Below are 20125 nucleotides of genomic sequence, written 5' to 3'. Positions count from 1 at the left end.
ATTGTTAAGAGGAGTAACAAGAGACGAAGTAGAAAGAGGACAAGTCTTAGCGAAACCAGGGTCAGTAAAACCGCACACGAAATTTGAAGGACAAGTATACGTGTTAACAAAAGAAGAAGGCGGAAGACACACACCATTCTTCAATGGATACAGACCACAGTTCTACTTCAGGACAACAGACGTAACAGGAGTAATAGAATTACCAGAGGGCGTAGAGATGGTAATGCCCGGAGACCACGTAACGATGACAATAGAATTAATAACACCGATAGCGATGGAAGAAGGACTAAAATTTGCTATAAGAGAAGGCGGACACACAGTAGGAGCCGGTGTTGTTTCCAAGATTCTTGCTTAAGAAAAATGTGCTAATAGCATAAGCTATTAGCACATAACTATTGTTTTGTCAAGACTTGAAATAATGCGCTCTTTAAGGTAAACTAATAAAGTTGGACGGATTTTTACAGAGTTGAAAACGCGTGGATGAGTGTATATGGAATTAATGATTGCTTATATAGAAGGAGGGAATAATTATGCCCAAACAGAAAATTCGCATAAGATTAAAAGCTTTTGATCATATGGTGTTAGATCAATCTGCTGAAAAGATTGTTGAGACGGCAAAGAGGACAGGCGCAGAAGTGTCAGGACCTATACCACTTCCGACGGAAAGAGATGTAATCACGATACTAAGAGCGCCACATAAATACAAAGATTCGAGGGAACAGTTTGAGACAAGGACACACAAGAGGCTTATTGATATATTAAGCCCAACACCTAAGACTGTAGATGCATTAATGAGATTGGATTTACCAGCGGGTGTCGATATAGAGATAAAATTATAAAATTAGGAAATTATGACGCGAAAGCGTCCGATGATTTCAGGAGGGTAGAAGATGAAAAAGGCAATACTAGGCAAAAAACATGGAATGACACAGATATTTGTAGGAAACGAAATGATACCAGTTACAGTTGTAGAGGCAGGTCCATGTGTAGTCGTTCAAAAGAAGACTAAAGAAAATGATGGATATGATGCTATACAAGTTGGTTTCGGTGATGTAAAAGAAAAAAGATTGATAAAGCCTTTAAAGGGACATTTTGCAAAAGCAAATGTGCCGTTTAAAAAATATTTAAGAGAGTTTAGGCTAGATGATATATCATCTTATGAAGTTGGCAGTGAAATAAAAGCTGACATCTTTTCTGTTGGCGACAGAGTCGATGTGATTGGAACATCAAAGGGTAAAGGATTTGCAGGTGTAGTAAAAAGGTACAATGCCAACAGAGGACCTATGGCCCATGGTTCTAAATACCATAGAAGACCAGGTTCGATGGGAGCTAGTTCAGATCCTTCAAGGACATTTAAAGGCAAAAAACTGCCAGGTCATATGGGAAATGAAAGAGTTACAATTCAAAACTTAGAAGTAGTAAAAGTAGATCCTGAAAAGAATTTGCTGCTTATTAAAGGTTCAGTGCCAGGAGTCAAGGGTTCGCTCCTTATGATAAGAGACACTGTTAAGAGCAAATAACGAAAGGAGGAAAATAGATGCCGAAGGTAGCGGTTTATAATATAAATGCAGAACAAATTGGTGAAATTGAATTGAGCGACAATGTATTTGGCGTTGAAGTAAATGTACCTGTCATGCATGAAGCAGTTTTAAACTATTTGGCAAACCAAAGACAGGGTACTCATTCAACAAAAAGACGTGGCGAAGTTAGAGGTGGCGGTATTAAGCCTTGGAGACAAAAAGGCACTGGTAGAGCTCGCCAAGGAAGTATAAGAGCACCACAATGGGTAAAAGGTGGTGTTGTTTTTGGGCCGAAACCGAGAGATTACAGTTACAACATTCCAAAGAAGGTTAAGAGGCTTGCATTAAAATCAGCTTTATCTTCAAAAGTAAGAGACAATGAGATAATAGTCATTGATGATATTAATATAGATGAGCCAAAAACTAAAAAAATTGCCGAGATGCTTAAAAAGTTTGATGTAAAGAATGCGCTTATTGTCATTCCTGATGGCAAGGAAAATGTTATTTTGTCATCCAGGAACATACCAAATGTAAAAGCTGTTTTCGCAAATAGCTTGAACACATACGACGTATTAAAATACGACAGATTTATAATTACGAAGGATGCGGTTAATAAAGTTGAGGAGGTGTATGCTTGATGGATGCAAGAGATATAATCTTAAAACCGGTTATTACCGAAAAAAGCATGAATCTAATGAATGAAAGAAAATACACCTTCATCGTCGATAAAAACGCGAATAAGATTCAGATAAAGCAAGCTGTTGAAGAATTATTTGGCGTCGATGTTGAAAAAGTCTATACAATGAATTATATGGGTAAGTTAAAAAGAGTAGGTAGAAATGTCGGCAGGACTAATAGCTACAAAAAGGCTATCGTGAAGCTAAAACCAAACAGCAAAGGAATTGAATTCTTTGAAGGATTGCAAGCGTAAGAGATCTATTTAAGGAGGGAAAACAATGGGTATAAAAAAATACAATCCTACATCACCTGGTAGGAGACAAATGACTGTATTGACATTTGAAGAAATTACAAAAGACAAACCAGAAAAGTCGTTGACAGTCAGTCTCAACAAAACAGGTGGACGCAATGTATACGGCAGGATAACTGTGCGCCATCGTGGCGGCGGTCACAAAAGAAAATACAGGATCATTGATTTTAAAAGAGATAAAGATGGTGTACCAGGAAAAGTAGCTTCTATAGAGTACGATCCAAACAGATCAGCATTTATTGCTCTTATCCACTATCTTGATGGTGAAAAAAGATATATTATAGCACCATATGGCTTAAAAGTTGGTGACATAGTAGAATCTGGTGAAAATGTTGATATTAAAGTAGGTAATGCGCTTCCACTAAGCCGTATTCCGGTTGGTACGTTTATTCACAATATTGAGTTAGTAGCTGGTAAAGGTGGACAGTTGGTCAGAGCAGCTGGTGCTATGGCTCAATTGATAGCAAAAGAAGGAGATTATGTGCAGGTAAGAATGCCGTCTTCAGAAGTAAGGCGCATCAGATCCAATTGTAGAGCTACAATCGGACAAGTATCTAATTTAGATCATGAGAATGTAACGATTGGTAAAGCTGGTAGGTCAAGATGGTTAGGTATAAGGCCTACAGTTAGAGGTTCAGTAATGAATCCTGTTGATCATCCACATGGCGGTGGTGAAGGTAAGGCACCTATAGGACATCCGGGACCAATGACTCCATGGGGCAAACCTGCTCTTGGATATAAGACACGTAAGAAAAACAAGTCTACTAATAAAATGATAGTAAAAAGTCGCAAAGCTTAGTTGGGAAGGGAGGCTGTGATTTTGAGTAGATCCTTAAAAAAAGGCCCTTATGTTGATGAAAAACTCTTGAAAAAGATAGAAGAAATGAATAAGAAGAATGAAAAAAAGGTTTTGAAGACATGGTCAAGGAGTTCCACTATATTCCCACAGATGGTTGGTCATACTATAGCAGTACACGATGGTAGAAAGCATGTACCTATCTATATAACAGAGGATATGGTCGGTCACAAGTTAGGGGAATTTGCTCCAACACGTACGTTCCACGGCCATGCAGATACTGAAAAGTCTTCAAAAGTACAATAGGCAAAGGAGGTAATAGTGTGGAAGCGAAAGCAGTCGCAAAATATGTAAGAATTTCACCTCAAAAAGCAGGCCTTGTTATGAATTTAATACGCGGTAAAGATGTCAATGAAGCGTTAGCGATATTAAAGTTCACTCCGAATAAGGCGGCAGGCATAGTGGAAAAAGTTTTAAAATCAGCTATTGCAAACGCTGAAAACAACTTGGGACTTGATAGAGACAACCTTTATGTTGCTAAAGCTGTTGCTGATCAAGGTCCTATAATGAAGAGAATGATGCCAAGGGCGATGGGTAGATCAAATCTGATGAGAAGAAGAACGAGCCATATAACAGTAGTAGTTGATGAAAAATAAAGGAGGGATAAAATGGGTCAAAAGATTAATCCTCGTGGCTTAAGAGTTGGTGTTTCACAAGATTGGTATGCAAAATGGTTTGCAAAGGATAAAGATTTTAGCGATCTTTTGATTGAAGATATAAAGATAAGAGACTATATAAAGAATAAAATTTATGCATCGGGTGTGCCGAAAATCGAAATAGAAAGAGCAGCTAATAGGATAAAGATTGATGTTTATACTGCAAAGCCTGGCATGGTAATAGGAAAAGGCGGAGCAGGTATAGAAGAATTGAGACAAGAAATCGAAAAAATGACGAATAAAAAAGTCGTCATAAACATCGTTGAGGTAAAAAATCCAGAGTTGGATGCACAGCTAGTGGCTGAAAACATAGCTTCACAATTAGAAAGAAGAATTTCATTCAGACGTGCAATGAAGCAATCTATAGCGAGAGCAATGAAACAAGGTGCTAAGGGTATAAAGATTGCGTGTTCAGGAAGATTGGCTGGAGCTGAAATTGCTCGTACTGAAAGATACCATGAAGGGGTTGTGCCACTACAGACATTAAGAGCTAACATTGATTATGGATTTGCGGAAGCAAATACAACATATGGCAAGATCGGCGTTAAAGTTTGGATTAACAAAGGAGAGATATTGCCACAGCCGAAGAAACAGGTAACAGCGGAAGGAGGCAAATAACCATGTTGATGCCTAAGAGAGTAAAATACAGGAAACAGCAAAGAGGCAGGATAAAAGGCAACGCTACAAGAGGAAATACAGTAACCTATGGAGATTACGGTTTGCAAGCACTTGAGGGTGGCTGGATAACAGCAGTTCAAATAGAGGCTGCCAGGGTTGCTATGACAAGGTATATAAAGAGAGGCGGAAAAGTCTGGATAAAGATTTTCCCAGATAAACCTGTTACAGAAAAACCTGCAGAGACACGTATGGGTTCTGGCAAGGGATCACCTGAATACTGGGTAGCTGTAGTGAAGCCGGGAAGAGTGCTTTTTGAGATAGCTGGTGTAAATGAAGATGTTGCAAGGGAAGCTTTAAGATTAGCTAAGCACAAACTGCCTATAAAAACGAAGTTCGTAAAACGTGAAGAATTGGGTGGTGAAGAGAATGAAGGCTAAAGAGATTAGAGAATTGACAGACGAAGAATTATTGCAGAAGCTTTCCGATTTAAAGGGAGAACTTTTTAACCTTAGGTTTCAACTTGCCACTGGACAATTAGACAATCCTATGAGAGTTAGAGATGTCAGAAAGTCTATAGCAAGAATAAAGACGATCTTAAGAGAAAGAGAACTTGGCAAGTTGAATGCATAGAAAGGAGGATTTAAATTGGAAAGAGGCATGAGAAAAGTTAGAATAGGAAAAGTCGTCAGCAACAAAATGCAGAAGACGATAGTTGTTGCTGTAGAAGATAGAATAAGACATCCACTGTACAACAAGATAGTAAGACGTACGAAGAAGTTTAAGGCACACGATGAAAACAATCAATGCAATATTGGAGATATAGTTAAGATAATGGAAACTAGGCCTTTAAGCAAAGAAAAAAGATGGAGGCTTGTTGAGATAATTAAAAAGGCAGAATGACTGAAAGGAGGTATTTGAGATGATACAGCCTCAAACAATATTAAAAGTTGCAGATAATACTGGTGCTAAAGAGATTATGTGTATACATTTGATGGGTGGTTCAACGAGAAAATTCTCTAATATAGGTGATATAATAGTTGCTTCTGTCAAAAGTGCAACACCCGGAGGTGTTGTAAAAAAAGGCGATGTAGTAAAAGCTGTCATAGTTAGAACAAAGAAAGGCATTGCCAGAAAAGATGGTACGTATATAAGATTTGATGACAACGCTGCTGTTATAATAAAAGACGATTTGCAGCCAAGAGGAACTCGTATATTTGGACCAGTTGCCAGAGAATTAAGGGAAAAAGACTTTATGAAGATAATTTCACTTGCACCGGAAGTTCTATAAGGAGGTGTAACAATTGGAGAGAAAAAAACTTCACGTCAAAACAGGTGATATAGTCACAGTAATATCTGGGAAAGATAAAGGGAAAAAAGGCAAAGTTCTTAAAGCATTGCCAAAAGAAGGCAAGGTTTTAGTTGAAGGTGTAAATGTAGTAACAAAGCATAAAAGAGCAAGAAGTCCACAGGATCAAGGTGGAATAATACATCAAGAAGCACCTATCTTTGCATCTAAAGTTATGTTATACTGCAATAATTGCGGCAAAGGAGTCAGATATGGTGTTAAAATTCTTGCCGATGGTGAGAAGATAAGATACTGCAAAAAGTGTGGAGAGACATTGTAAGTGAAAGGAGGTTTATCATGGCAAGGCTTAGAGATAAATATGTAAATGAAGTAGTACCTGCTCTTATGGAGAAGTATTCTTACAAAAATATAATGCAAGTGCCGAAATTGGAGAAGATAGTTTTAAATATAGGACTTGGTGAAGCAAGAGAAAATCCTAAAGCGATTGAAGCAGCTTCAAATGATTTGGCTGTAATAACAGGACAGAAGCCTGTGGTTACAAGAGCGAAAAAGTCAATAGCTAATTTTAAAATTCGTGCAGGCATGCCAATAGGTGTTAAAGTCACTTTAAGAGGCGAAAGAATGTATGAATTTGCAGATAAGCTGTTTAATGTAGCACTGCCAAGAGTTAGAGATTTCAGAGGACTTCCTACAAAATCTTTTGATGGTAGAGGAAATTACTCATTCGGAATAAAAGAGCAGCTTATATTCCCTGAGATAGATTATGACAAGATTGATAAGGTTAGAGGAATGGATATAATTTTTGTGACAACAGCAAAGAATGATGAAGAAGCGAGAACACTCTTGGAGCTTATGGGAATGCCGTTTGCTAAGTAAAGGAGGTATATAAATGGCCAGAAAGGCATTGATATTGAAGCAAAAAAAGACCCCTAAATTTAGTACAAGAGCTTACAACAGGTGTAAAATTTGTGGACGTCCACATGCATATATAAGAAAATATGGAATATGCCGTGTTTGCTTTAGAGAATATGCTCATCAAGGCATTATTCCAGGCGTAAAAAAGGCAAGCTGGTAAGAGGGGAGGTATTGAAATGACAGATCCAATCGCAGATATGCTTACACGTATAAGGAATGCAAACACAGTCAGACATGAAACAGTTGAAATACCAGCATCAAACACAAAAAGAGCGATAGCAATGATAATGCTTCGCGAAGGGTTCATTAAAGCAGTTGAGGAAATAGATGATGGTAAACAAGGTATATTAAAGATTACACTTAAATACGGACCAAATAAAGAAAGAGTAATATCAGGGCTTAAAAGGATAAGCAAACCGGGTTTAAGAGTTTATGCAAAAAGCAATGAAATTCCAAGAGTCTTAGGTGGTCTTGGTATGGCTATAATATCAACATCAAAAGGCATAATGACAGATAAAGAAGCTAAAAAAGAGGGTGTCGGAGGAGAAGTTCTCTGCTATATCTGGTAATTCTAAATAGGAGGTGTAAAGCGTGTCTAGAATAGGAAAACAACCAGTTGAAATACCGAAAGATGTAACAGTTACAGTAAACAACAATCACGTTGTGGTGAAAGGACCGAAAGGTACTCTTGAAAGAGATTTTCCGAATTTGGTTAATATAGCTGTCGAAGATAATAAAGTAATAGTAACGAGAAGCAGCGATGACAAAGAAGCAAGAGCTATGCATGGTACGACAAGAGCATTGATTCAGAACATGGTAAAAGGCGTTAGCACAGGTTATGAGAAAAGCCTCGAGATCGTCGGAGTAGGTTATCGTGTTGCAAAGCAAGGGAAAAAGATAGTCTTAACTGTTGGATACTCACATCCTGTGGAAATTGAAGAAGAGCCAGGCATAGAGTTCGTTGTTGATGGAACAAATAAGATAACGGTAAAAGGCATTGATAAACAAAGAGTTGGTGAAGTGGCTGCAAACATAAGAAAGGTAAGACAGCCAGATGCATACAAAGGAAAAGGCATAAGGTATGTTGGCGAATATGTAAGGCTTAAAGAAGGCAAAACAGGTAAGAAGTAAGGGGTGATAAAATGATATCAAAAATTGATAGGCAAATGACACGTAAAAGACGTCATCTTAGAGTCAGAAAGAAAATATCGGGAACGAGTGAAAGACCTAGACTTAGCGTGTACAAAAGTTTAAGCCATATATATGCACAATTAATTGATGATGTAAATGGAGTTACATTGGCCCATGCATCCACATTAGACCCCGAGCTTAAGAGCGTTGCAAAGGGTGCTAATAAAGAGTCAGCAAAATTAGTAGGAAAGCTGATTGCTAAAAAGGCGCTTGAAAAAGGAATAAAAGATGTTGTTTTTGATCGCGGCGGATATGTGTATCATGGTGTTGTTAGAGAGTTAGCAGACGCTGCAAGAGAAGGCGGTTTGAATTTTTAATAAGGAGGGAAATCATGGCTCGTATTGATATATCGAATCTTGACTTAAAAGAGAGAGTTGTAAGTTTAAATCGTGTTGCTAAAGTCGTCAAAGGTGGAAGAAATTTTAGATTTAGCGCAACGGTAGTTGTTGGAGATCCTGATAAAGGGTATGTAGGAGTAGGAACTGGAAAATCTGCAGAAATTCCTGAAGCAATCAGAAAAGCTGTAGAGGATGCAAAGAAACACCTGATCAAAGTTCCTATAGTAGGCACAACAATTCCACATGATGCTGTCGGAGTTTTTGGAGCAGGAAAGGTTTTGTTAAAGCCAGCAAAGGAAGGTACAGGAGTTATAGCCGGTGGACCTGTGCGTGCAGTTCTTGAGTCAGCAGGCATTAAAGATATTTTGACAAAATCTTTGGGCTCAGCCAACTCTACAAACATGGTATATGCTACAATTGAAGGTTTGAAATCATTAAAAACTGCTGAAGAAGTTGCTAAATTGCGCGGAATTCCTGTTGAGCAATTGCTTGGATAGGAGGATTGAAATGGCAAAATTAAAAGTGACATTAGTTAGAAGTACAATAGGACGTCAGAAGTCACAAATAGATACAGTTAGAGCTTTGAAATTAGGGAAAATAGGCAGTAGCTCTGTTTTAGATGATATACCACAAGTAAGAGGAATGATAAACAAGGTTAGACATCTGGTGAAAGTTGAAGAAGTAAATGAATAGGAGGTGTAGACGTTGAGACTTCATGATTTAAAACCTGCAGAAGGTTCAAGAAAGGAAAGAAAAAGAGTTGGTAGAGGCATAGGTTCAGGTTTAGGAAAAACATCGGGTCGTGGACATAAAGGCCAAAAGGCAAGAAGTGGTGGAAATATTAGACCAGGCTTTGAAGGTGGACAGATGCCTTTGACAAGGCGTTTACCTAAAAGAGGGTTTACTAACATATTTAAAAAGGAATACGCTATTGTCAACTTAAGCCTGCTTGACAATTTTGAAGATGGAACTGTTGTAACTCCAGAACTCTTAATCGAGAGAGGAATTATCAAAAAAGTCAAAGATGGTGTCAAGATTTTGGGTTCGGGCGATCTCAGTAAAAAATTAACTGTAAAAGCACACAAGTTCAGCAAATCTGCTATAGATAAGATAGAATCAATAGGGGGAAAGGCAGAGGTGATATAAATGCTAAACAGCCTTGTCAATGCTTGGAAAGTTGCAGACATTAGAAAGAAGATAATATACACGGTTTTAATGCTTTTGGTTTTTAGACTTGGATCACATATACCAGTTCCTGGTATTGATCCAAATCAAATCAAAAACATACTTGGACAAGGAACGCTTTTCGGGTTTTTTGATATAATTTCAGGCGGTGCATTTCGTGATTTTACAATATTCGCCATGAGTATTATTCCTTACATCAATGCGTCAATCATTATGCAGCTATTGACTATAGCGATACCTTCATTGGAGCAAATGGCGAAGGAAGGCGAAGAAGGCAGAAAGAAGATTGCTCAATACACTCGTTATATGACAGTTGTATTGGCATTAATTCAGGCTATAGGTATGACTATAGGACTTAGAAGTGCGGTTATTCAACCTAATTTCTTAAACTTGACGATTATCGTATTGACATTGACAGCAGGTACATCATTCTTGATGTGGCTTGGTGAGAGAATAACAGAAAATGGTGTTGGTAATGGCAGCTCACTAATAATCTTCGCTGGTATTTTGGCCAGAATACCAAATATGGTATACACTACTGTGCAATACGTTGGTGCGGGAACTGCAAATATATTTGGTGCAATAGCCTTTTTGATCGTTATACTTGTGATGGTTGTTTCAATCATTTTGATGTCTGAAGGGCAAAGGAGAATACCTGTCCAATATGCAAAGAGAGTAGTAGGTCGTAAAGTATACGGAGGACAATCAACACACATACCGATAAGAATAAACATGGCTGGTGTAATTCCTCTAATATTTGCGCTATCACTTCTGCAATTTCCCCAGCAGATAGCTACGTTTTTCCCGAAATCAGCATTTTACGCTTTTACAGAAAAATGGCTTGGAACGAATGGTTGGATATATAATATTTTAAATGTTCTCCTTATAATTTTCTTTACCTACTTCTACACTGCGATAATATTTAATCCTATTGAGATTTCTGACAACATGAAAAAATATGGTGGTTTTATTCCGGGAATTAGACCTGGAAAACCGACAACGGATTTTATTACAAGAGTAATGAACAGAGTAACATTTGTGGGATCAATATTCTTAGCATTAGTTGCAGTGCTTCCTGTAATAATGATGAACGCGACTGGTTTACAGTTGTACTTTGGCGGTACGGCATTGCTGATTGCTGTTGGTGTGGCGTTAGAAACAATGAAGCAGATAGAAGGACAGCTCATAATGCGTAACTACCAGGGATTCTTAAGATAGTCAGGGGGAGAATATATGAGAATCATATTATTAGGACCACCTGGAGCTGGAAAAGGAACACAGGCGGAAAGTATAACTAGGGATTATAAAATACCTCATATTTCAACTGGCGATATCTTTAGGTACAACATTAAGAACAACACAGAACTTGGCAAATTAGCGAAACAGTACATTGATAAGGGACTATTGGTGCCAGATGATGTGACAAACAGGATAGTCGAAGATAGATTATCAAAAGACGACTGCAAGGATGGCTTTCTACTTGATGGATATCCAAGAAATGTCTCTCAAGCAGAAGCTCTTAATAGATACTTAGGCGAAAAGAACCTAAAAATTGATCATGTGCTGAATATTGTTGTTGATAGAGATGAATTGGTAAAAAGGCTAAGTGGCAGGAGAGTTTGTCCATCTTGTGGTGCCACATATCACATTTTTACAAAACCGCCTAAAGTTGAGGGGATTTGTGATAACTGCGGTGAAAAACTGATACAAAGGACGGACGATAACATCGATTCTGTTTTAAAGCGATTAGAAGTGTATGAAGATGAAACAAAACCACTTGTTGAATACTACGGCAAATTAAACTTAATAAGGAATATCAATGGAAATAAACCTGTTAATGAAGTTTATGAGGAAATACAGGCATTAATAGGAGACGAAGTTTAATGATATACATTAAATCAGATAGTGAAATTGCTTTGATGCGATATGCTGGTAAGGTCACAGGAGAAGTTCTGAATTTGCTGGAAAAGTATATTAAGCCGGGGATAACGACGAAAGAATTGGATGAAATGGCTGAAGACTACATTCTAAGCAAGGATTGCCAGCCGGCTTTTAAAGGTCTTTATGGATTTCCTGCGACAATATGCGCATCAATTAATGACGAAGTTGTTCACGGAATACCAGGTTTAAGAAAGCTTAAGGAAGGCGATATTATAAGTATAGATACTGGTGCAATTTACCGTGGATTTAATGGTGATGCAGCGAGGACTTTTGCTGTCGGGAAAATCAGTGATAATCTTCAAAAGTTGATAGATGTCACAAAGCAAAGTTTCTTTGAAGGCATAAAGATGGCAACTGAACAGCACAGGTTATCTGATATATCAAATGCTATACAATCATACGTTGAGAAAAATGGGTTTTCGGTTGTTAGGGAATATGTGGGACATGGAATAGGCAAGAAAATGCATGAAGATCCTCAGATACCCAACTATGGTCCTCCTGGAAGGGGGCCAAAGTTGAGGTACGGGATGACCCTGGCAATCGAACCTATGGTCAACGAAGGTAAGTATAATGTAAAGATAAAAGAAAATAATTGGACAGTTGTAACAGTTGATGGAAGTGCTTCTGCACACTATGAAAACACGATAGTCATAACAAAAGGCGAACCCGAAATCTTGACATTAGTGTAAGAGGTGAATTTAATGGATGATACCTCAATAGGCCGAATAGTCAAATCAAAAGCTGGGAGAGATAAGGATAGAGTTTTTATAATTGTTGGAGTTGCCGACGAAAAACATGTGCTAATTTCTGATGGCGAGTTGAGAAAAATTGAAAAGCCTAAGAAAAAGAAATTAATTCATCTTCAGAAGTACAATGAAGTGGACGAAAAAATAAGGGAGAAAATATTGGCTGGGCAGACTGTTACAAATGCTGAGATAATTGAAGCTTTAAAACAGTTTAAGTGTGAAGAATAAGGAGGGTATGATATCCTTGGCAAAGGATGATGTTATCGAAGTAGAAGGTAAAGTAATAGAAGCTTTACCAAATGCAATGTTTCAGGTGGAACTTGATAATGGACATAGAATTTTGGCGCATATCTCTGGCAAACTTAGGATGAATTTTATCAGGATTCTACCAGGTGACAGAGTTACGCTTGAATTATCCCCATATGATTTGACAAGAGGAAGAATTGTATGGCGCGGTAAGTGATAAGGAGGTATAATAATGAAGGTAAGACCATCGGTAAAACCGATTTGTGAAAAATGTAAGGTTATAAAAAGAAAAGGCAAAGTAATGATAATTTGTGAGAATCCTAAACACAAGCAAAAACAAGGTTAGGAGGTGTAAAGATGGCAAGAATTGCTGGCATTGATTTACCTAGAGAAAAACGCGTTGAGATAGGATTGACTTATATTTACGGCATAGGACGTTCTCGTTCAAACGAGATATTGGCTAAAGCTGGCGTTAATCCAGATACAAGAGTAAAAGATCTTACAGAAGATGAAGTGTCAAGATTAAGAGATATAATTGACAAAGAGTATAAAGTCGAAGGTGATTTAAGAAGAGAAGTTTCTTTAAATATAAAGAGACTTATTGATATAGGATGCTATAGAGGGATAAGGCATAGAAAGGGTTTGCCAGTGCGCGGCCAAAGGACAAGGACAAATGCTCGTACCAGAAAAGGTCCTAAAAAGACTGTCGCTAAGAAGAAGAAATAATAAGGAGGGAAATTATGGCAAAAAAAGTTAAAAGAACAGCAAAACGTCGTGAACGCAAAAATGTTGAACGTGGGGCAGCACACATTCATTCAACATTTAATAATACAATAGTTACGTTGACAGATATGGCTGGCAATGCTTTGGCTTGGTCGAGTGCAGGAACATTAGGTTTTAAAGGTTCAAGAAAATCTACACCGTATGCTGCACAAATGGCAGCAGAAACAGCAGCAAAAGCTGCAATGGAACATGGACTCAAGACTGTGGATGTATTTGTCAAAGGACCAGGTGCAGGTAGAGAGGCAGCAATAAGAGCTTTACAGGCTGCTGGTTTAGAAGTAAGTCTTATAAAGGATGTCACACCTATTCCACATAATGGGTGCAGACCACCTAAGAGAAGAAGAGTGTAAGGAGGTGCAATAATGGCAAGATACACAGAATCTACATGTAAATTGTGCCGTAGGGAAGGCATGAAATTATTTTTGAAAGGCGATAAATGCTATACTGAAAAATGTCCTTTTGCGAGAAGGCCGTATGCTCCTGGGCAACATGGACAAAACAAGAAGAAGCTTACAAACTATGGTACACAGTTGAGGGAAAAACAAAAATTAAGAAGGTATTATGGAGTTCTGGAGAGACAATTCGAAAGGTATTTTGAAGAAGCAGAGAGAATGAAGGGTATTACAGGTGATAATTTGTTGCAGCTTCTTGAGAGAAGACTTGATAATGTAGTTTACAGATTGTCAATAGCATCTTCAAGGGCACAAGCAAGGCAATTTGTATCACATGGTCACATTCTTGTTAATGGCAAGAAGGTCGATATACCTTCATATTTAGTAAAAGCTGGAGATGTAGTATCTGTAAAAGACAGCAGCAAATCATTAGATGTCATTAAGAATAATGTAGAGGCTTCTACTAATATACCTGATTGGTTAGATTTCAATAAGGATTCATTAGAGGGTAAAGTTTTATCTCTGCCAACAAGAGAGCATATAGATTTGCCAATTGAAGAGCACTTGATTGTTGAATTGTATTCAAGGTAATAATCGGTTACCCTCGTAAGATTAAAAAAAGGAGGGTTTAAATGGTGATTGAAATAGAAAAGCCAAAAATTGAGATAGTGGAGCAATCCAATGATGACACGTATGCTAAGTTTGTCATTGAACCACTTGAACGTGGTTATGGAATAACACTTGGCAACTCTTTGCGCCGTATGCTTTTATCGTCACTTCCAGGTGCCGCAGCAAAGACGATAAAAATAGATGGGGTACTGCATGAATTTTCTACAGTACCAGGCGTAAAGGAGGACGTTACTGAGATAATACTTAATTTAAAAGAGTTGGCAGTGAAATTATATACAGACGAACCAAAGATAGTTAGAATTGAAGCAGAAGGCAAAGGAGAAGTCACGGCGGGAGATATAATATCTGACGGCGATGTTGAAATAATGAATCCAGATCTTCATATTGCTACGCTTAGCGATAATGGCAAGTTGAACATGGAGATTGAGTTAGTCAAAGGCAAAGGATATGTTCCATCAGATAAGAATAAAGAACCGAATCAGCCGATAGGCATCATTCCGGTTGACTCCATATTTACTCCAGTTAAAAAAGTAAGCTATAGCGTAGAAAATACGCGTGTTGGTCAGGTTACAGATTATGACAAGCTTACAATGGAAGTATGGACAAATGGAACAATAAGTCCTAAAGAAGCTATAAGCTTAGCTGCAAAAATACTGATCGATCATTTTAACTTGTTTACTTCATTTGCAGACAATTATAACGATATGGAAGTTTTGGTTGAGAAGTCAGAGAAAAAGACGGATAAACCGCTTGATATGACGATCGAAGAACTTGATCTTTCTGTACGGTCATACAACTGCCTTAAAAGAGCAGGAATTAATACTGTCCAAGATTTAGTTCAAAAGACTGAAGAAGAAATGATGAAAGTTAGAAATCTCGGCAAGAAATCATTAGTTGAAGTCGAACAAAAGCTGAAAGCTTTAGGACTATCATTGCAAAAGAGTGAAGAGTAAGGAGGGCAGATAATGGGTTACAGAAAATTAGGTCGACCACATGACCAAAGAAGAGCTATGTTGAGAAACCTTACAACCAGCTTTTTAAACTATGGAAGAATCCAAACTACAGAAGCTAGAGCCAAAGAAGTAAGAAGCATAGCTGAAAAGATGATTACTCTTGGAAAAAGGGGCGATTTGCACTCAAGAAGACAAGCTTTGGCTTATTTAACTGATGAGACAGTGGTAAAAAAATTATTTGATGAGATTGCTCCAAAATATTCAGAAAGAAATGGCGGGTACACAAGAATATTGAAACTTGGTCCTCGTAGAGGCGATGCGGCTCCGCTGGTTATCTTAGAACTTATTTAGGCTCAAAAGGGGTTAAGTTAGACAAAACTTAACTCCTATTTTAATAGTTTGCCAATTAGTTTTGGTCTTTAAAGAAGGTGGTCGTTTGAAAAAAATAATTGCGGTGAAAGACCTTACATTTGTTTATGATGCCGGTAGTGACGAAAACAGCAAAAAGATAGTATTGAATGGCTTGAATATAGACATTGATGAAGGAAAGTTTATTGCGATTATCGGTCATAATGGGTCAGGAAAATCAACTCTAGCAAAACATTTCAATGCGCTTTTGATTCCAACAGAAGGCGATGTATACGTCAATGGAATGAATACAAAAGACACATCTCATTTATGGGATATAAGGCAGACAGCTGGCATGGTATTTCAAAATCCAGACAATCAGTTAGTAGCAACGATTGTTGAAGAAGATGTGGCCTTTGGGCCTGAGAACCTTGGAATAGATCCAAAAGAAATTCGAGAAAGAGTGGATTTTGCATTAAACGCAGTTGATATGTATAAATACAGAGAATTTGCTCCACACATGCTTTCGGGAGGCCAAAAACAGAGGATAGCCATTGCAGGAGTTATAGCAATGAAACCACAATGTATAATATTAGATGAGCCTACGGCTATGTTGGATCCAAAGGGCAGAAAAGAAGTCATAAATACGATACAGAAGCTTAATAGAGAAAATGGAATCACCATCATATTGATTACACACTATATGGAAGAAGCTGTACTTGCCGACAGAGTAATTGTGATGGATAATGGTAAAATTGCATTGAATGGAACACCTAAAGATGTATTTAAAGAAGTAAAAATTCTTAAAGATCTGGGTCTCGATGTCCCCCAAGTTACAGAGTTAGCTTATAAGTTAAAGCAAGAGGGGATAGATATTCCTACAGAAATATTAACTGTAGATGAGATGGTGAGGTTTATATGTCAATACAAGTAGAAAATATTTCTTTCGTATACAATGAAGGCACGCCGTTTGAATCTGTTGCACTAAAAGATGTGAGCTTTACAGTCGATGATAACGAATTTGTTGGAATAATAGGACATACAGGCTCTGGTAAATCTACCCTCATTCAGCATTTGAATGGCCTTTTAAAACCAACTTCAGGCAGGATCATTGTGAATGGCATTGACATAACAACGAAAAAAGATTTAAAAGACATTAGAAAAGAAGTAGGTATTGTATTTCAATACCCTGAGCATCAACTTTTTGAAGAAACAATATACAAGGACATTGCCTTTGGGCCATCAAATTTAGGTCTTTCAGACGATGAAATAGAAAAAAGAGTATATGATGCTATGAAGATAGTAGGGCTTGATATAAAAATAAAAGACATGTCTCCATTTGAATTATCAGGTGGAGAAAGAAGACGAGTAGCAATTGCGGGAGTATTGTCTATGATGCCAAAAATTTTGATATTAGATGAGCCAACTGCAGGGCTTGACCCAAGAGGTCGCGACGAAATTCTGTATCAAATAAAGCAGATTCACCAAATGTACAAAATGACTACGATACTTGTCTCACACAGTATGGAAGACATAGCAAAATTGGTGAACAAAATCATTGTTATGCACGATGGTACAGTTTCGTTGATAGGTACTCCTAAAGAAGTTTTTAAACATGTAGAAGAACTTGAGAAGATAGGACTTGGTGTGCCGCAAATTACGTATCTTGTAAGAGAATTAAGGAAAAATGGAATAGATCTTCCTGATGACATTTTGACAGTTGATGAAGCCAAGAAATATATATTGGAGTACCTTAGGGGTGTTGATAATGCTTAAAAATATAACTATTGGTCAATATATACCTGGCAATACATTTATACACCGTTTAGATCCCAGAGTAAAAATAATATTATCCGTAGTATTCATTATTTTGCTATTTATAATCACAAAGTTTTCTGGCTATATTTTTATTCTGTTATTTTTGCTATTAAGCGTATTTGTTTCAAAAATACCATTAAGTTATATCTTTAAAGGGTTAAAGCCAATTCTCGTGATTTTAATATTGACTGTTGGATTGAATGTATTTTTTACTCCCGGTGGAACATACCTTGCGTCAATAGGTCCGCTTAAGATAACTTCAAATGGAGTAAGATTAGCTTTATTTATGGGGTTAAGGCTTATATTTTTGATAGTTGGCACATCGCTCTTGACATTGACGACATCCCCGATTGCCCTTACAGATGGAATAGAAAACCTCTTAACGCCATTTAAATCTATTGGATTACCTGCCCACGAATTAGCAATGATGATGACAATAGCACTGAGATTCATACCGACACTGCTTGAAGAAACAGATAAAATAATGAAAGCTCAGATGGCCAGAGGTGCCGACTTTGAAAGTGGCAATTTAGTCAAAAGAGCTAAAAATTTGATTCCGCTATTGGTGCCTTTATTTATAAGCGCTTTTAGGAGAGCTGATGAACTCGCAGTGGCAATGGAAGCAAGGTGCTATAGAGGTGGATTCAATAGGACAAAGTTAAAACAATTAAAAGTAAGCAATAGAGATTACGTAGCAATTTTGTTGACAGTGATTCTCGTGGGAATAATAATATGGAATAGATTTTGGCCATGGTGATAGTTAAATGAGAAACATAGTTTTGGTTATAGAATACGATGGAACAAATTATCATGGGTGGCAGATCCAGAAAAACGCTGTTACAGTTCAAGAAGTCATAACGAAGGCGATAAAAAAAATAACATCAGAGGATGTAAACTTGATTGGTTCCAGCAGGACAGATGCTGGAGTTCATGCCCTAAATCAAGTTGCCAATTTCATATCTAACTGTAATATACCTTTATCAAAAATGCCTAATGCATTAAATAGTGTGCTTCCAAAAGACATAGTTATTAAAAATGCTTATGAGGCAGATATGGATTTTCATTCCAGATATTCTGCCAAAGGTAAAAGGTATAAATACATCATATACAACAGAAAATTTAATTCACCTATATATAGAAATTATAGCTGGCACATAAGCAATGAATTGGATTTAGATAAAATGGTTGAATCATTGACGTATTTAAAAGGGACACACGATTTTTCAGCCTTTAAAGCCAGTGGAAGCAGTGTAAAAGATTCTATAAGAACAGTAAGAGATATTTCACTTAGAAAAAATGATTTTAATGTAGAGTTTGAGATTGAAGCGGATGGATTTTTATACAATATGGTCAGAATAATCGTAGGAACGATTGTTGATGTGGGGCTAGGGAAGATTAACCCTATTCACGTCAAAGAAATTTTAGAATCAAAAGATCGATGCATGGCGGGGAAAACTGCACCACCACAAGGATTGTTTTTAACTAAAATATACTATTGACATGGGTGGTGCTGTGGATTAAAATTATATTATGTAAAATTATGCCCCGTTTATTGAAGATATGTTACTTAAGTATAAGTTTCTTAAGGAGGTAAAATATAGTGAAGTCATTCATGCCAAAAAAGAATGAAGTGGAAAGAAAATGGTATGTCATAGATGCCGAAGGAAAAGTGTTAGGCAGATTAGCTAGCCAAGTTGCAAAGATTTTGTCTGGTAAAAATAAACCGATATATTCACCCAGCGTTGATACAGGTGATTTTGTGATAATTGTCAATGCAGACAAAGTCGTATTGACGGGCAAAAAATTAGAGCAAAAGTACTTTAAATATTACACAGGGCATCCTGGTGGACTTAAATTAATACAGTACAAGACTTTAATGAGGACAAAACCTGAAAAAGCTATCATGAGAGCTGTAAAAGGAATGCTTCCTAAAAACAAATTAGGAAGACAAATGATAAAAAAATTAAAAGTTTATACTGGTCCTGAACATAAGCATGCAGCACAGAAACCAGAGAAACTTGACATATAAGGAGGGAATAGGTAATGGCTGCTATCCAATTTTTTGGTACAGGTAGGAGAAAAACATCTGTTGCACGTGTTAGATTAGTCCCAGGGAAAGGCAACATAATAATAAATGGTAGATCTCTTGACGACTATTTCGGATTGGACACTTTAAAATACACGGTCAGACAACCACTTATTTTAACTGAAAATATCGATAAATTTGATGTAATTGCTAAAGTTGAAGGCGGTGGATTATCAGGCCAAGCTGGTGCAATTAGATTAGGTATTACAAGAGCATTAATGAAGGCTGACAATGAATTAAGACCGATTCTTAAGAAGGCTGGATTTGTGACAAGAGATCCAAGGATGAAAGAGAGAAAGAAATACGGTCTCAAGAAAGCAAGAAAAGCACCACAATTTTCAAAGAGATAAAAAGAGCGCTATATGCGCTTTTTTTGTTATTTAAAATTAAAATAATGAAGAAAAAAGAAGCAAATTAATGAAATCTTAAAATATATTCATATAATAACCGAAAAACGCGTATTTTGAAGGTAAAAAATATTTGATATAAGCTAATTAATATGATATATTAATACCTGTCACTGCGAGTGCAAAAGAAAAGAAAAAAGCAGTTGACAGAGAGAAGATAATGTGGTAAGATAGACGATGTCGCGATAAGCGGCGAGGGGAA

Annotated in this window: 39 protein-coding genes; all 39 read left to right on the top strand. The window is 37.2% G+C overall.

Translation table 11 applies throughout. The features are described from left to right. Window positions 1–355, top strand: a 355-nt coding sequence (locus tag BVF91_RS12525; protein ID WP_502688664.1) for an EF-Tu C-terminal domain-related protein, incomplete at its 5' end; no start/stop codon positions are given. A 175-nt stretch (window positions 356–530) separates the two neighbouring features. Beyond that, on the top strand, window positions 531–839 hold the full coding sequence (gene rpsJ, locus BVF91_RS12520; RefSeq protein ID WP_013296976.1) for a 30S ribosomal protein S10: 309 nt from the start codon (window positions 531–533) through the stop codon (window positions 837–839). A 51-nt stretch (window positions 840–890) separates the two neighbouring features. Continuing rightward, the gene (rplC, locus tag BVF91_RS12515; RefSeq protein ID WP_085113704.1) at window positions 891–1520 is read left to right on the top strand and encodes a 50S ribosomal protein L3; all 630 of its coding nucleotides are present in this window, start codon (window positions 891–893) and stop codon (window positions 1518–1520) included. 17 nt (window positions 1521–1537) lie between these two features. Beyond that, window positions 1538–2158: a 50S ribosomal protein L4 gene (gene rplD, locus BVF91_RS12510; RefSeq protein ID WP_013787150.1), complete on the top strand. Its 621-nt coding sequence runs from the start codon at window positions 1538–1540 to the stop codon at window positions 2156–2158. Next, window positions 2158–2451, top strand: a complete 294-nt coding sequence (gene rplW, locus BVF91_RS12505) for a 50S ribosomal protein L23 (protein WP_013787151.1) — start codon at window positions 2158–2160, stop codon at window positions 2449–2451. Before rplD ends, rplW begins: the two co-directional genes overlap by 1 nt. A gap of 25 nt (window positions 2452–2476) precedes the next feature. After that, complete coding sequence (rplB, locus tag BVF91_RS12500) at window positions 2477–3307, top strand: 50S ribosomal protein L2 (RefSeq protein ID WP_085113703.1); 831 nt, start codon at window positions 2477–2479, stop codon at window positions 3305–3307. Between the two features lie 21 nt (window positions 3308–3328). After that, window positions 3329–3610 (top strand): 30S ribosomal protein S19, encoded by a 282-nt coding sequence (rpsS, locus tag BVF91_RS12495; protein ID WP_013787153.1) that lies wholly within the window; start codon window positions 3329–3331, stop codon window positions 3608–3610. A gap of 17 nt (window positions 3611–3627) precedes the next feature. Further along, window positions 3628–3960, top strand: a complete 333-nt coding sequence (rplV, locus tag BVF91_RS12490) for a 50S ribosomal protein L22 (RefSeq protein ID WP_085113702.1) — start codon at window positions 3628–3630, stop codon at window positions 3958–3960. 12 nt (window positions 3961–3972) lie between these two features. Continuing rightward, window positions 3973–4638: a 30S ribosomal protein S3 gene (rpsC, locus tag BVF91_RS12485; RefSeq protein ID WP_013787155.1), complete on the top strand. Its 666-nt coding sequence runs from the start codon at window positions 3973–3975 to the stop codon at window positions 4636–4638. Between the two features lie 2 nt (window positions 4639–4640). Then, on the top strand, window positions 4641–5075 hold the full coding sequence (gene rplP, locus BVF91_RS12480; RefSeq protein ID WP_013787156.1) for a 50S ribosomal protein L16: 435 nt from the start codon (window positions 4641–4643) through the stop codon (window positions 5073–5075). Continuing rightward, window positions 5065–5268 carry a 50S ribosomal protein L29 gene (gene rpmC / locus BVF91_RS12475; RefSeq protein ID WP_013296985.1) on the top strand — a complete coding sequence of 68 codons (204 nt, stop codon included), beginning with the start codon at window positions 5065–5067 and terminating at the stop codon, window positions 5266–5268. The genes rplP and rpmC overlap by 11 nt, the downstream gene beginning before the upstream one ends. Before the next feature lie 15 nt (window positions 5269–5283). Further along, entirely contained in the window at window positions 5284–5538 is a 255-nt protein-coding gene (gene rpsQ / locus BVF91_RS12470; protein ID WP_013787157.1) for a 30S ribosomal protein S17, read from the top strand. A gap of 19 nt (window positions 5539–5557) precedes the next feature. Further along, the gene (gene rplN, locus BVF91_RS12465; RefSeq protein WP_013296987.1) at window positions 5558–5926 is read left to right on the top strand and encodes a 50S ribosomal protein L14; all 369 of its coding nucleotides are present in this window, start codon (window positions 5558–5560) and stop codon (window positions 5924–5926) included. Between the two features lie 13 nt (window positions 5927–5939). Further along, window positions 5940–6263, top strand: coding sequence for a 50S ribosomal protein L24 (rplX, locus tag BVF91_RS12460; RefSeq protein ID WP_013787158.1), 324 nt, complete (start codon window positions 5940–5942; stop codon window positions 6261–6263). Window positions 6264–6280: 17 nt separating this feature from the next. Further along, window positions 6281–6820 (top strand): 50S ribosomal protein L5, encoded by a 540-nt coding sequence (gene rplE / locus BVF91_RS12455; protein WP_013787159.1) that lies wholly within the window; start codon window positions 6281–6283, stop codon window positions 6818–6820. 13 nt (window positions 6821–6833) lie between these two features. Further along, window positions 6834–7019, top strand: a complete 186-nt coding sequence (locus BVF91_RS12450; RefSeq protein ID WP_013296990.1) for a type Z 30S ribosomal protein S14 — start codon at window positions 6834–6836, stop codon at window positions 7017–7019. A 10-nt stretch (window positions 7020–7029) separates the two neighbouring features. After that, window positions 7030–7428: a 30S ribosomal protein S8 gene (rpsH, locus tag BVF91_RS12445; RefSeq protein ID WP_085113701.1), complete on the top strand. Its 399-nt coding sequence runs from the start codon at window positions 7030–7032 to the stop codon at window positions 7426–7428. Between the two features lie 22 nt (window positions 7429–7450). Further along, the gene (gene rplF / locus BVF91_RS12440) at window positions 7451–7990 is read left to right on the top strand and encodes a 50S ribosomal protein L6 (protein ID WP_013787161.1); all 540 of its coding nucleotides are present in this window, start codon (window positions 7451–7453) and stop codon (window positions 7988–7990) included. Between the two features lie 11 nt (window positions 7991–8001). Next, complete coding sequence (gene rplR / locus BVF91_RS12435) at window positions 8002–8367, top strand: 50S ribosomal protein L18 (protein WP_085113700.1); 366 nt, start codon at window positions 8002–8004, stop codon at window positions 8365–8367. A 14-nt stretch (window positions 8368–8381) separates the two neighbouring features. Further along, complete coding sequence (rpsE, locus tag BVF91_RS12430; RefSeq protein WP_013787163.1) at window positions 8382–8885, top strand: 30S ribosomal protein S5; 504 nt, start codon at window positions 8382–8384, stop codon at window positions 8883–8885. 10 nt (window positions 8886–8895) lie between these two features. Beyond that, window positions 8896–9081 (top strand): 50S ribosomal protein L30, encoded by a 186-nt coding sequence (gene rpmD / locus BVF91_RS12425; RefSeq protein WP_013787164.1) that lies wholly within the window; start codon window positions 8896–8898, stop codon window positions 9079–9081. 12 nt (window positions 9082–9093) lie between these two features. After that, entirely contained in the window at window positions 9094–9534 is a 441-nt protein-coding gene (gene rplO / locus BVF91_RS12420) for a 50S ribosomal protein L15 (RefSeq protein ID WP_013787165.1), read from the top strand. Next, on the top strand, window positions 9535–10791 hold the full coding sequence (gene secY, locus BVF91_RS12415; RefSeq protein ID WP_013787166.1) for a preprotein translocase subunit SecY: 1257 nt from the start codon (window positions 9535–9537) through the stop codon (window positions 10789–10791). It abuts the gene before it with no gap. Between the two features lie 15 nt (window positions 10792–10806). Beyond that, window positions 10807–11457, top strand: a complete 651-nt coding sequence (locus BVF91_RS12410) for an adenylate kinase (RefSeq protein WP_085113699.1) — start codon at window positions 10807–10809, stop codon at window positions 11455–11457. Further along, a complete protein-coding gene (gene map, locus BVF91_RS12405) occupies window positions 11457–12203 on the top strand; it encodes a type I methionyl aminopeptidase (RefSeq protein WP_085113698.1) in 747 nt (248 codons plus the stop codon). Before BVF91_RS12410 ends, map begins: the two co-directional genes overlap by 1 nt. Before the next feature lie 12 nt (window positions 12204–12215). Next, window positions 12216–12488, top strand: coding sequence for a KOW domain-containing RNA-binding protein (locus tag BVF91_RS12400; RefSeq protein ID WP_085113697.1), 273 nt, complete (start codon window positions 12216–12218; stop codon window positions 12486–12488). Window positions 12489–12504: 16 nt separating this feature from the next. After that, window positions 12505–12723, top strand: a complete 219-nt coding sequence (gene infA, locus BVF91_RS12395) for a translation initiation factor IF-1 (RefSeq protein ID WP_013297001.1) — start codon at window positions 12505–12507, stop codon at window positions 12721–12723. A gap of 15 nt (window positions 12724–12738) precedes the next feature. After that, window positions 12739–12852, top strand: a complete 114-nt coding sequence (gene rpmJ, locus BVF91_RS12390) for a 50S ribosomal protein L36 (protein ID WP_013787170.1) — start codon at window positions 12739–12741, stop codon at window positions 12850–12852. A gap of 11 nt (window positions 12853–12863) precedes the next feature. Beyond that, window positions 12864–13232 (top strand): 30S ribosomal protein S13, encoded by a 369-nt coding sequence (gene rpsM / locus BVF91_RS12385; RefSeq protein ID WP_013297002.1) that lies wholly within the window; start codon window positions 12864–12866, stop codon window positions 13230–13232. A 14-nt stretch (window positions 13233–13246) separates the two neighbouring features. After that, window positions 13247–13639 carry a 30S ribosomal protein S11 gene (rpsK, locus tag BVF91_RS12380; RefSeq protein WP_013787171.1) on the top strand — a complete coding sequence of 131 codons (393 nt, stop codon included), beginning with the start codon at window positions 13247–13249 and terminating at the stop codon, window positions 13637–13639. 12 nt (window positions 13640–13651) lie between these two features. Next, complete coding sequence (gene rpsD / locus BVF91_RS12375) at window positions 13652–14272, top strand: 30S ribosomal protein S4 (protein WP_085113696.1); 621 nt, start codon at window positions 13652–13654, stop codon at window positions 14270–14272. A gap of 41 nt (window positions 14273–14313) precedes the next feature. Beyond that, entirely contained in the window at window positions 14314–15264 is a 951-nt protein-coding gene (locus BVF91_RS12370; protein WP_013787173.1) for a DNA-directed RNA polymerase subunit alpha, read from the top strand. A 12-nt stretch (window positions 15265–15276) separates the two neighbouring features. Continuing rightward, window positions 15277–15615 (top strand): 50S ribosomal protein L17, encoded by a 339-nt coding sequence (rplQ, locus tag BVF91_RS12365; RefSeq protein ID WP_013787174.1) that lies wholly within the window; start codon window positions 15277–15279, stop codon window positions 15613–15615. Between the two features lie 85 nt (window positions 15616–15700). Beyond that, window positions 15701–16546 (top strand): energy-coupling factor transporter ATPase, encoded by an 846-nt coding sequence (locus BVF91_RS12360; RefSeq protein ID WP_085113695.1) that lies wholly within the window; start codon window positions 15701–15703, stop codon window positions 16544–16546. Further along, window positions 16531–17388 carry an energy-coupling factor transporter ATPase gene (locus BVF91_RS12355; RefSeq protein ID WP_085113694.1) on the top strand — a complete coding sequence of 286 codons (858 nt, stop codon included), beginning with the start codon at window positions 16531–16533 and terminating at the stop codon, window positions 17386–17388. Before BVF91_RS12360 ends, BVF91_RS12355 begins: the two co-directional genes overlap by 16 nt. Further along, window positions 17381–18187: an energy-coupling factor transporter transmembrane component T family protein gene (locus tag BVF91_RS12350; protein WP_085113693.1), complete on the top strand. Its 807-nt coding sequence runs from the start codon at window positions 17381–17383 to the stop codon at window positions 18185–18187. The genes BVF91_RS12355 and BVF91_RS12350 overlap by 8 nt, the downstream gene beginning before the upstream one ends. Window positions 18188–18194: 7 nt before the next feature. Next, window positions 18195–18929 carry a tRNA pseudouridine(38-40) synthase TruA gene (gene truA, locus BVF91_RS12345; RefSeq protein ID WP_085113692.1) on the top strand — a complete coding sequence of 245 codons (735 nt, stop codon included), beginning with the start codon at window positions 18195–18197 and terminating at the stop codon, window positions 18927–18929. A gap of 101 nt (window positions 18930–19030) precedes the next feature. Continuing rightward, window positions 19031–19459, top strand: a complete 429-nt coding sequence (gene rplM, locus BVF91_RS12340) for a 50S ribosomal protein L13 (RefSeq protein WP_085113691.1) — start codon at window positions 19031–19033, stop codon at window positions 19457–19459. Between the two features lie 14 nt (window positions 19460–19473). Continuing rightward, window positions 19474–19866: a 30S ribosomal protein S9 gene (rpsI, locus tag BVF91_RS12335; protein ID WP_013787180.1), complete on the top strand. Its 393-nt coding sequence runs from the start codon at window positions 19474–19476 to the stop codon at window positions 19864–19866. Window positions 19867–20125 lie beyond the last annotated feature (259 nt).

Origin of the sequence: Thermoanaerobacterium sp. PSU-2 (genome assembly GCF_002102475.1) — a bacterium.
In the GTDB taxonomy this organism is placed as follows: domain Bacteria; phylum Bacillota; class Thermoanaerobacteria; order Thermoanaerobacterales; family Thermoanaerobacteraceae; genus Thermoanaerobacterium.
Note: the sequence above shows the minus strand (reverse complement) of the source record. Positions and strands in the feature narration are given on the sequence as shown.

Excerpts from the sequence above, each read along its gene's own strand:
- rpsJ (WP_013296976.1), top strand. The coding sequence starts at position 531 with ATGCCCAAACAGAAAATTCGCATAAGATTAAAAGCTTTTGATCATATG.
- rplC (WP_085113704.1), top strand. The coding sequence starts at position 891 with ATGAAAAAGGCAATACTAGGCAAAAAACATGGAATGACACAGATATTT.
- rplD (WP_013787150.1), top strand. The coding sequence starts at position 1,538 with ATGCCGAAGGTAGCGGTTTATAATATAAATGCAGAACAAATTGGTGAA.
- rplW (WP_013787151.1), top strand. The coding sequence starts at position 2,158 with ATGGATGCAAGAGATATAATCTTAAAACCGGTTATTACCGAAAAAAGC.
- rplB (WP_085113703.1), top strand. The coding sequence starts at position 2,477 with ATGGGTATAAAAAAATACAATCCTACATCACCTGGTAGGAGACAAATG.
- rpsC (WP_013787155.1), top strand. The coding sequence starts at position 3,973 with ATGGGTCAAAAGATTAATCCTCGTGGCTTAAGAGTTGGTGTTTCACAA.
- rplP (WP_013787156.1), top strand. The coding sequence starts at position 4,641 with ATGTTGATGCCTAAGAGAGTAAAATACAGGAAACAGCAAAGAGGCAGG.
- rpmC (WP_013296985.1), top strand. The coding sequence starts at position 5,065 with ATGAAGGCTAAAGAGATTAGAGAATTGACAGACGAAGAATTATTGCAG.
- rplN (WP_013296987.1), top strand. The coding sequence starts at position 5,558 with ATGATACAGCCTCAAACAATATTAAAAGTTGCAGATAATACTGGTGCT.
- rplE (WP_013787159.1), top strand. The coding sequence starts at position 6,281 with ATGGCAAGGCTTAGAGATAAATATGTAAATGAAGTAGTACCTGCTCTT.
- BVF91_RS12450 (WP_013296990.1), top strand. The coding sequence starts at position 6,834 with ATGGCCAGAAAGGCATTGATATTGAAGCAAAAAAAGACCCCTAAATTT.
- rplR (WP_085113700.1), top strand. The coding sequence starts at position 8,002 with ATGATATCAAAAATTGATAGGCAAATGACACGTAAAAGACGTCATCTT.
- rpsE (WP_013787163.1), top strand. The coding sequence starts at position 8,382 with ATGGCTCGTATTGATATATCGAATCTTGACTTAAAAGAGAGAGTTGTA.
- rpmD (WP_013787164.1), top strand. The coding sequence starts at position 8,896 with ATGGCAAAATTAAAAGTGACATTAGTTAGAAGTACAATAGGACGTCAG.
- secY (WP_013787166.1), top strand. The coding sequence starts at position 9,535 with ATGCTAAACAGCCTTGTCAATGCTTGGAAAGTTGCAGACATTAGAAAG.
- BVF91_RS12410 (WP_085113699.1), top strand. The coding sequence starts at position 10,807 with ATGAGAATCATATTATTAGGACCACCTGGAGCTGGAAAAGGAACACAG.
- map (WP_085113698.1), top strand. The coding sequence starts at position 11,457 with ATGATATACATTAAATCAGATAGTGAAATTGCTTTGATGCGATATGCT.
- BVF91_RS12400 (WP_085113697.1), top strand. The coding sequence starts at position 12,216 with ATGGATGATACCTCAATAGGCCGAATAGTCAAATCAAAAGCTGGGAGA.
- rpmJ (WP_013787170.1), top strand. The coding sequence starts at position 12,739 with ATGAAGGTAAGACCATCGGTAAAACCGATTTGTGAAAAATGTAAGGTT.
- rpsM (WP_013297002.1), top strand. The coding sequence starts at position 12,864 with ATGGCAAGAATTGCTGGCATTGATTTACCTAGAGAAAAACGCGTTGAG.
- rpsK (WP_013787171.1), top strand. The coding sequence starts at position 13,247 with ATGGCAAAAAAAGTTAAAAGAACAGCAAAACGTCGTGAACGCAAAAAT.
- rpsD (WP_085113696.1), top strand. The coding sequence starts at position 13,652 with ATGGCAAGATACACAGAATCTACATGTAAATTGTGCCGTAGGGAAGGC.
- BVF91_RS12370 (WP_013787173.1), top strand. The coding sequence starts at position 14,314 with ATGGTGATTGAAATAGAAAAGCCAAAAATTGAGATAGTGGAGCAATCC.
- rplQ (WP_013787174.1), top strand. The coding sequence starts at position 15,277 with ATGGGTTACAGAAAATTAGGTCGACCACATGACCAAAGAAGAGCTATG.
- BVF91_RS12355 (WP_085113694.1), top strand. The coding sequence starts at position 16,531 with ATGTCAATACAAGTAGAAAATATTTCTTTCGTATACAATGAAGGCACG.
- BVF91_RS12350 (WP_085113693.1), top strand. The coding sequence starts at position 17,381 with ATGCTTAAAAATATAACTATTGGTCAATATATACCTGGCAATACATTT.
- truA (WP_085113692.1), top strand. The coding sequence starts at position 18,195 with ATGAGAAACATAGTTTTGGTTATAGAATACGATGGAACAAATTATCAT.
- rpsI (WP_013787180.1), top strand. The coding sequence starts at position 19,474 with ATGGCTGCTATCCAATTTTTTGGTACAGGTAGGAGAAAAACATCTGTT.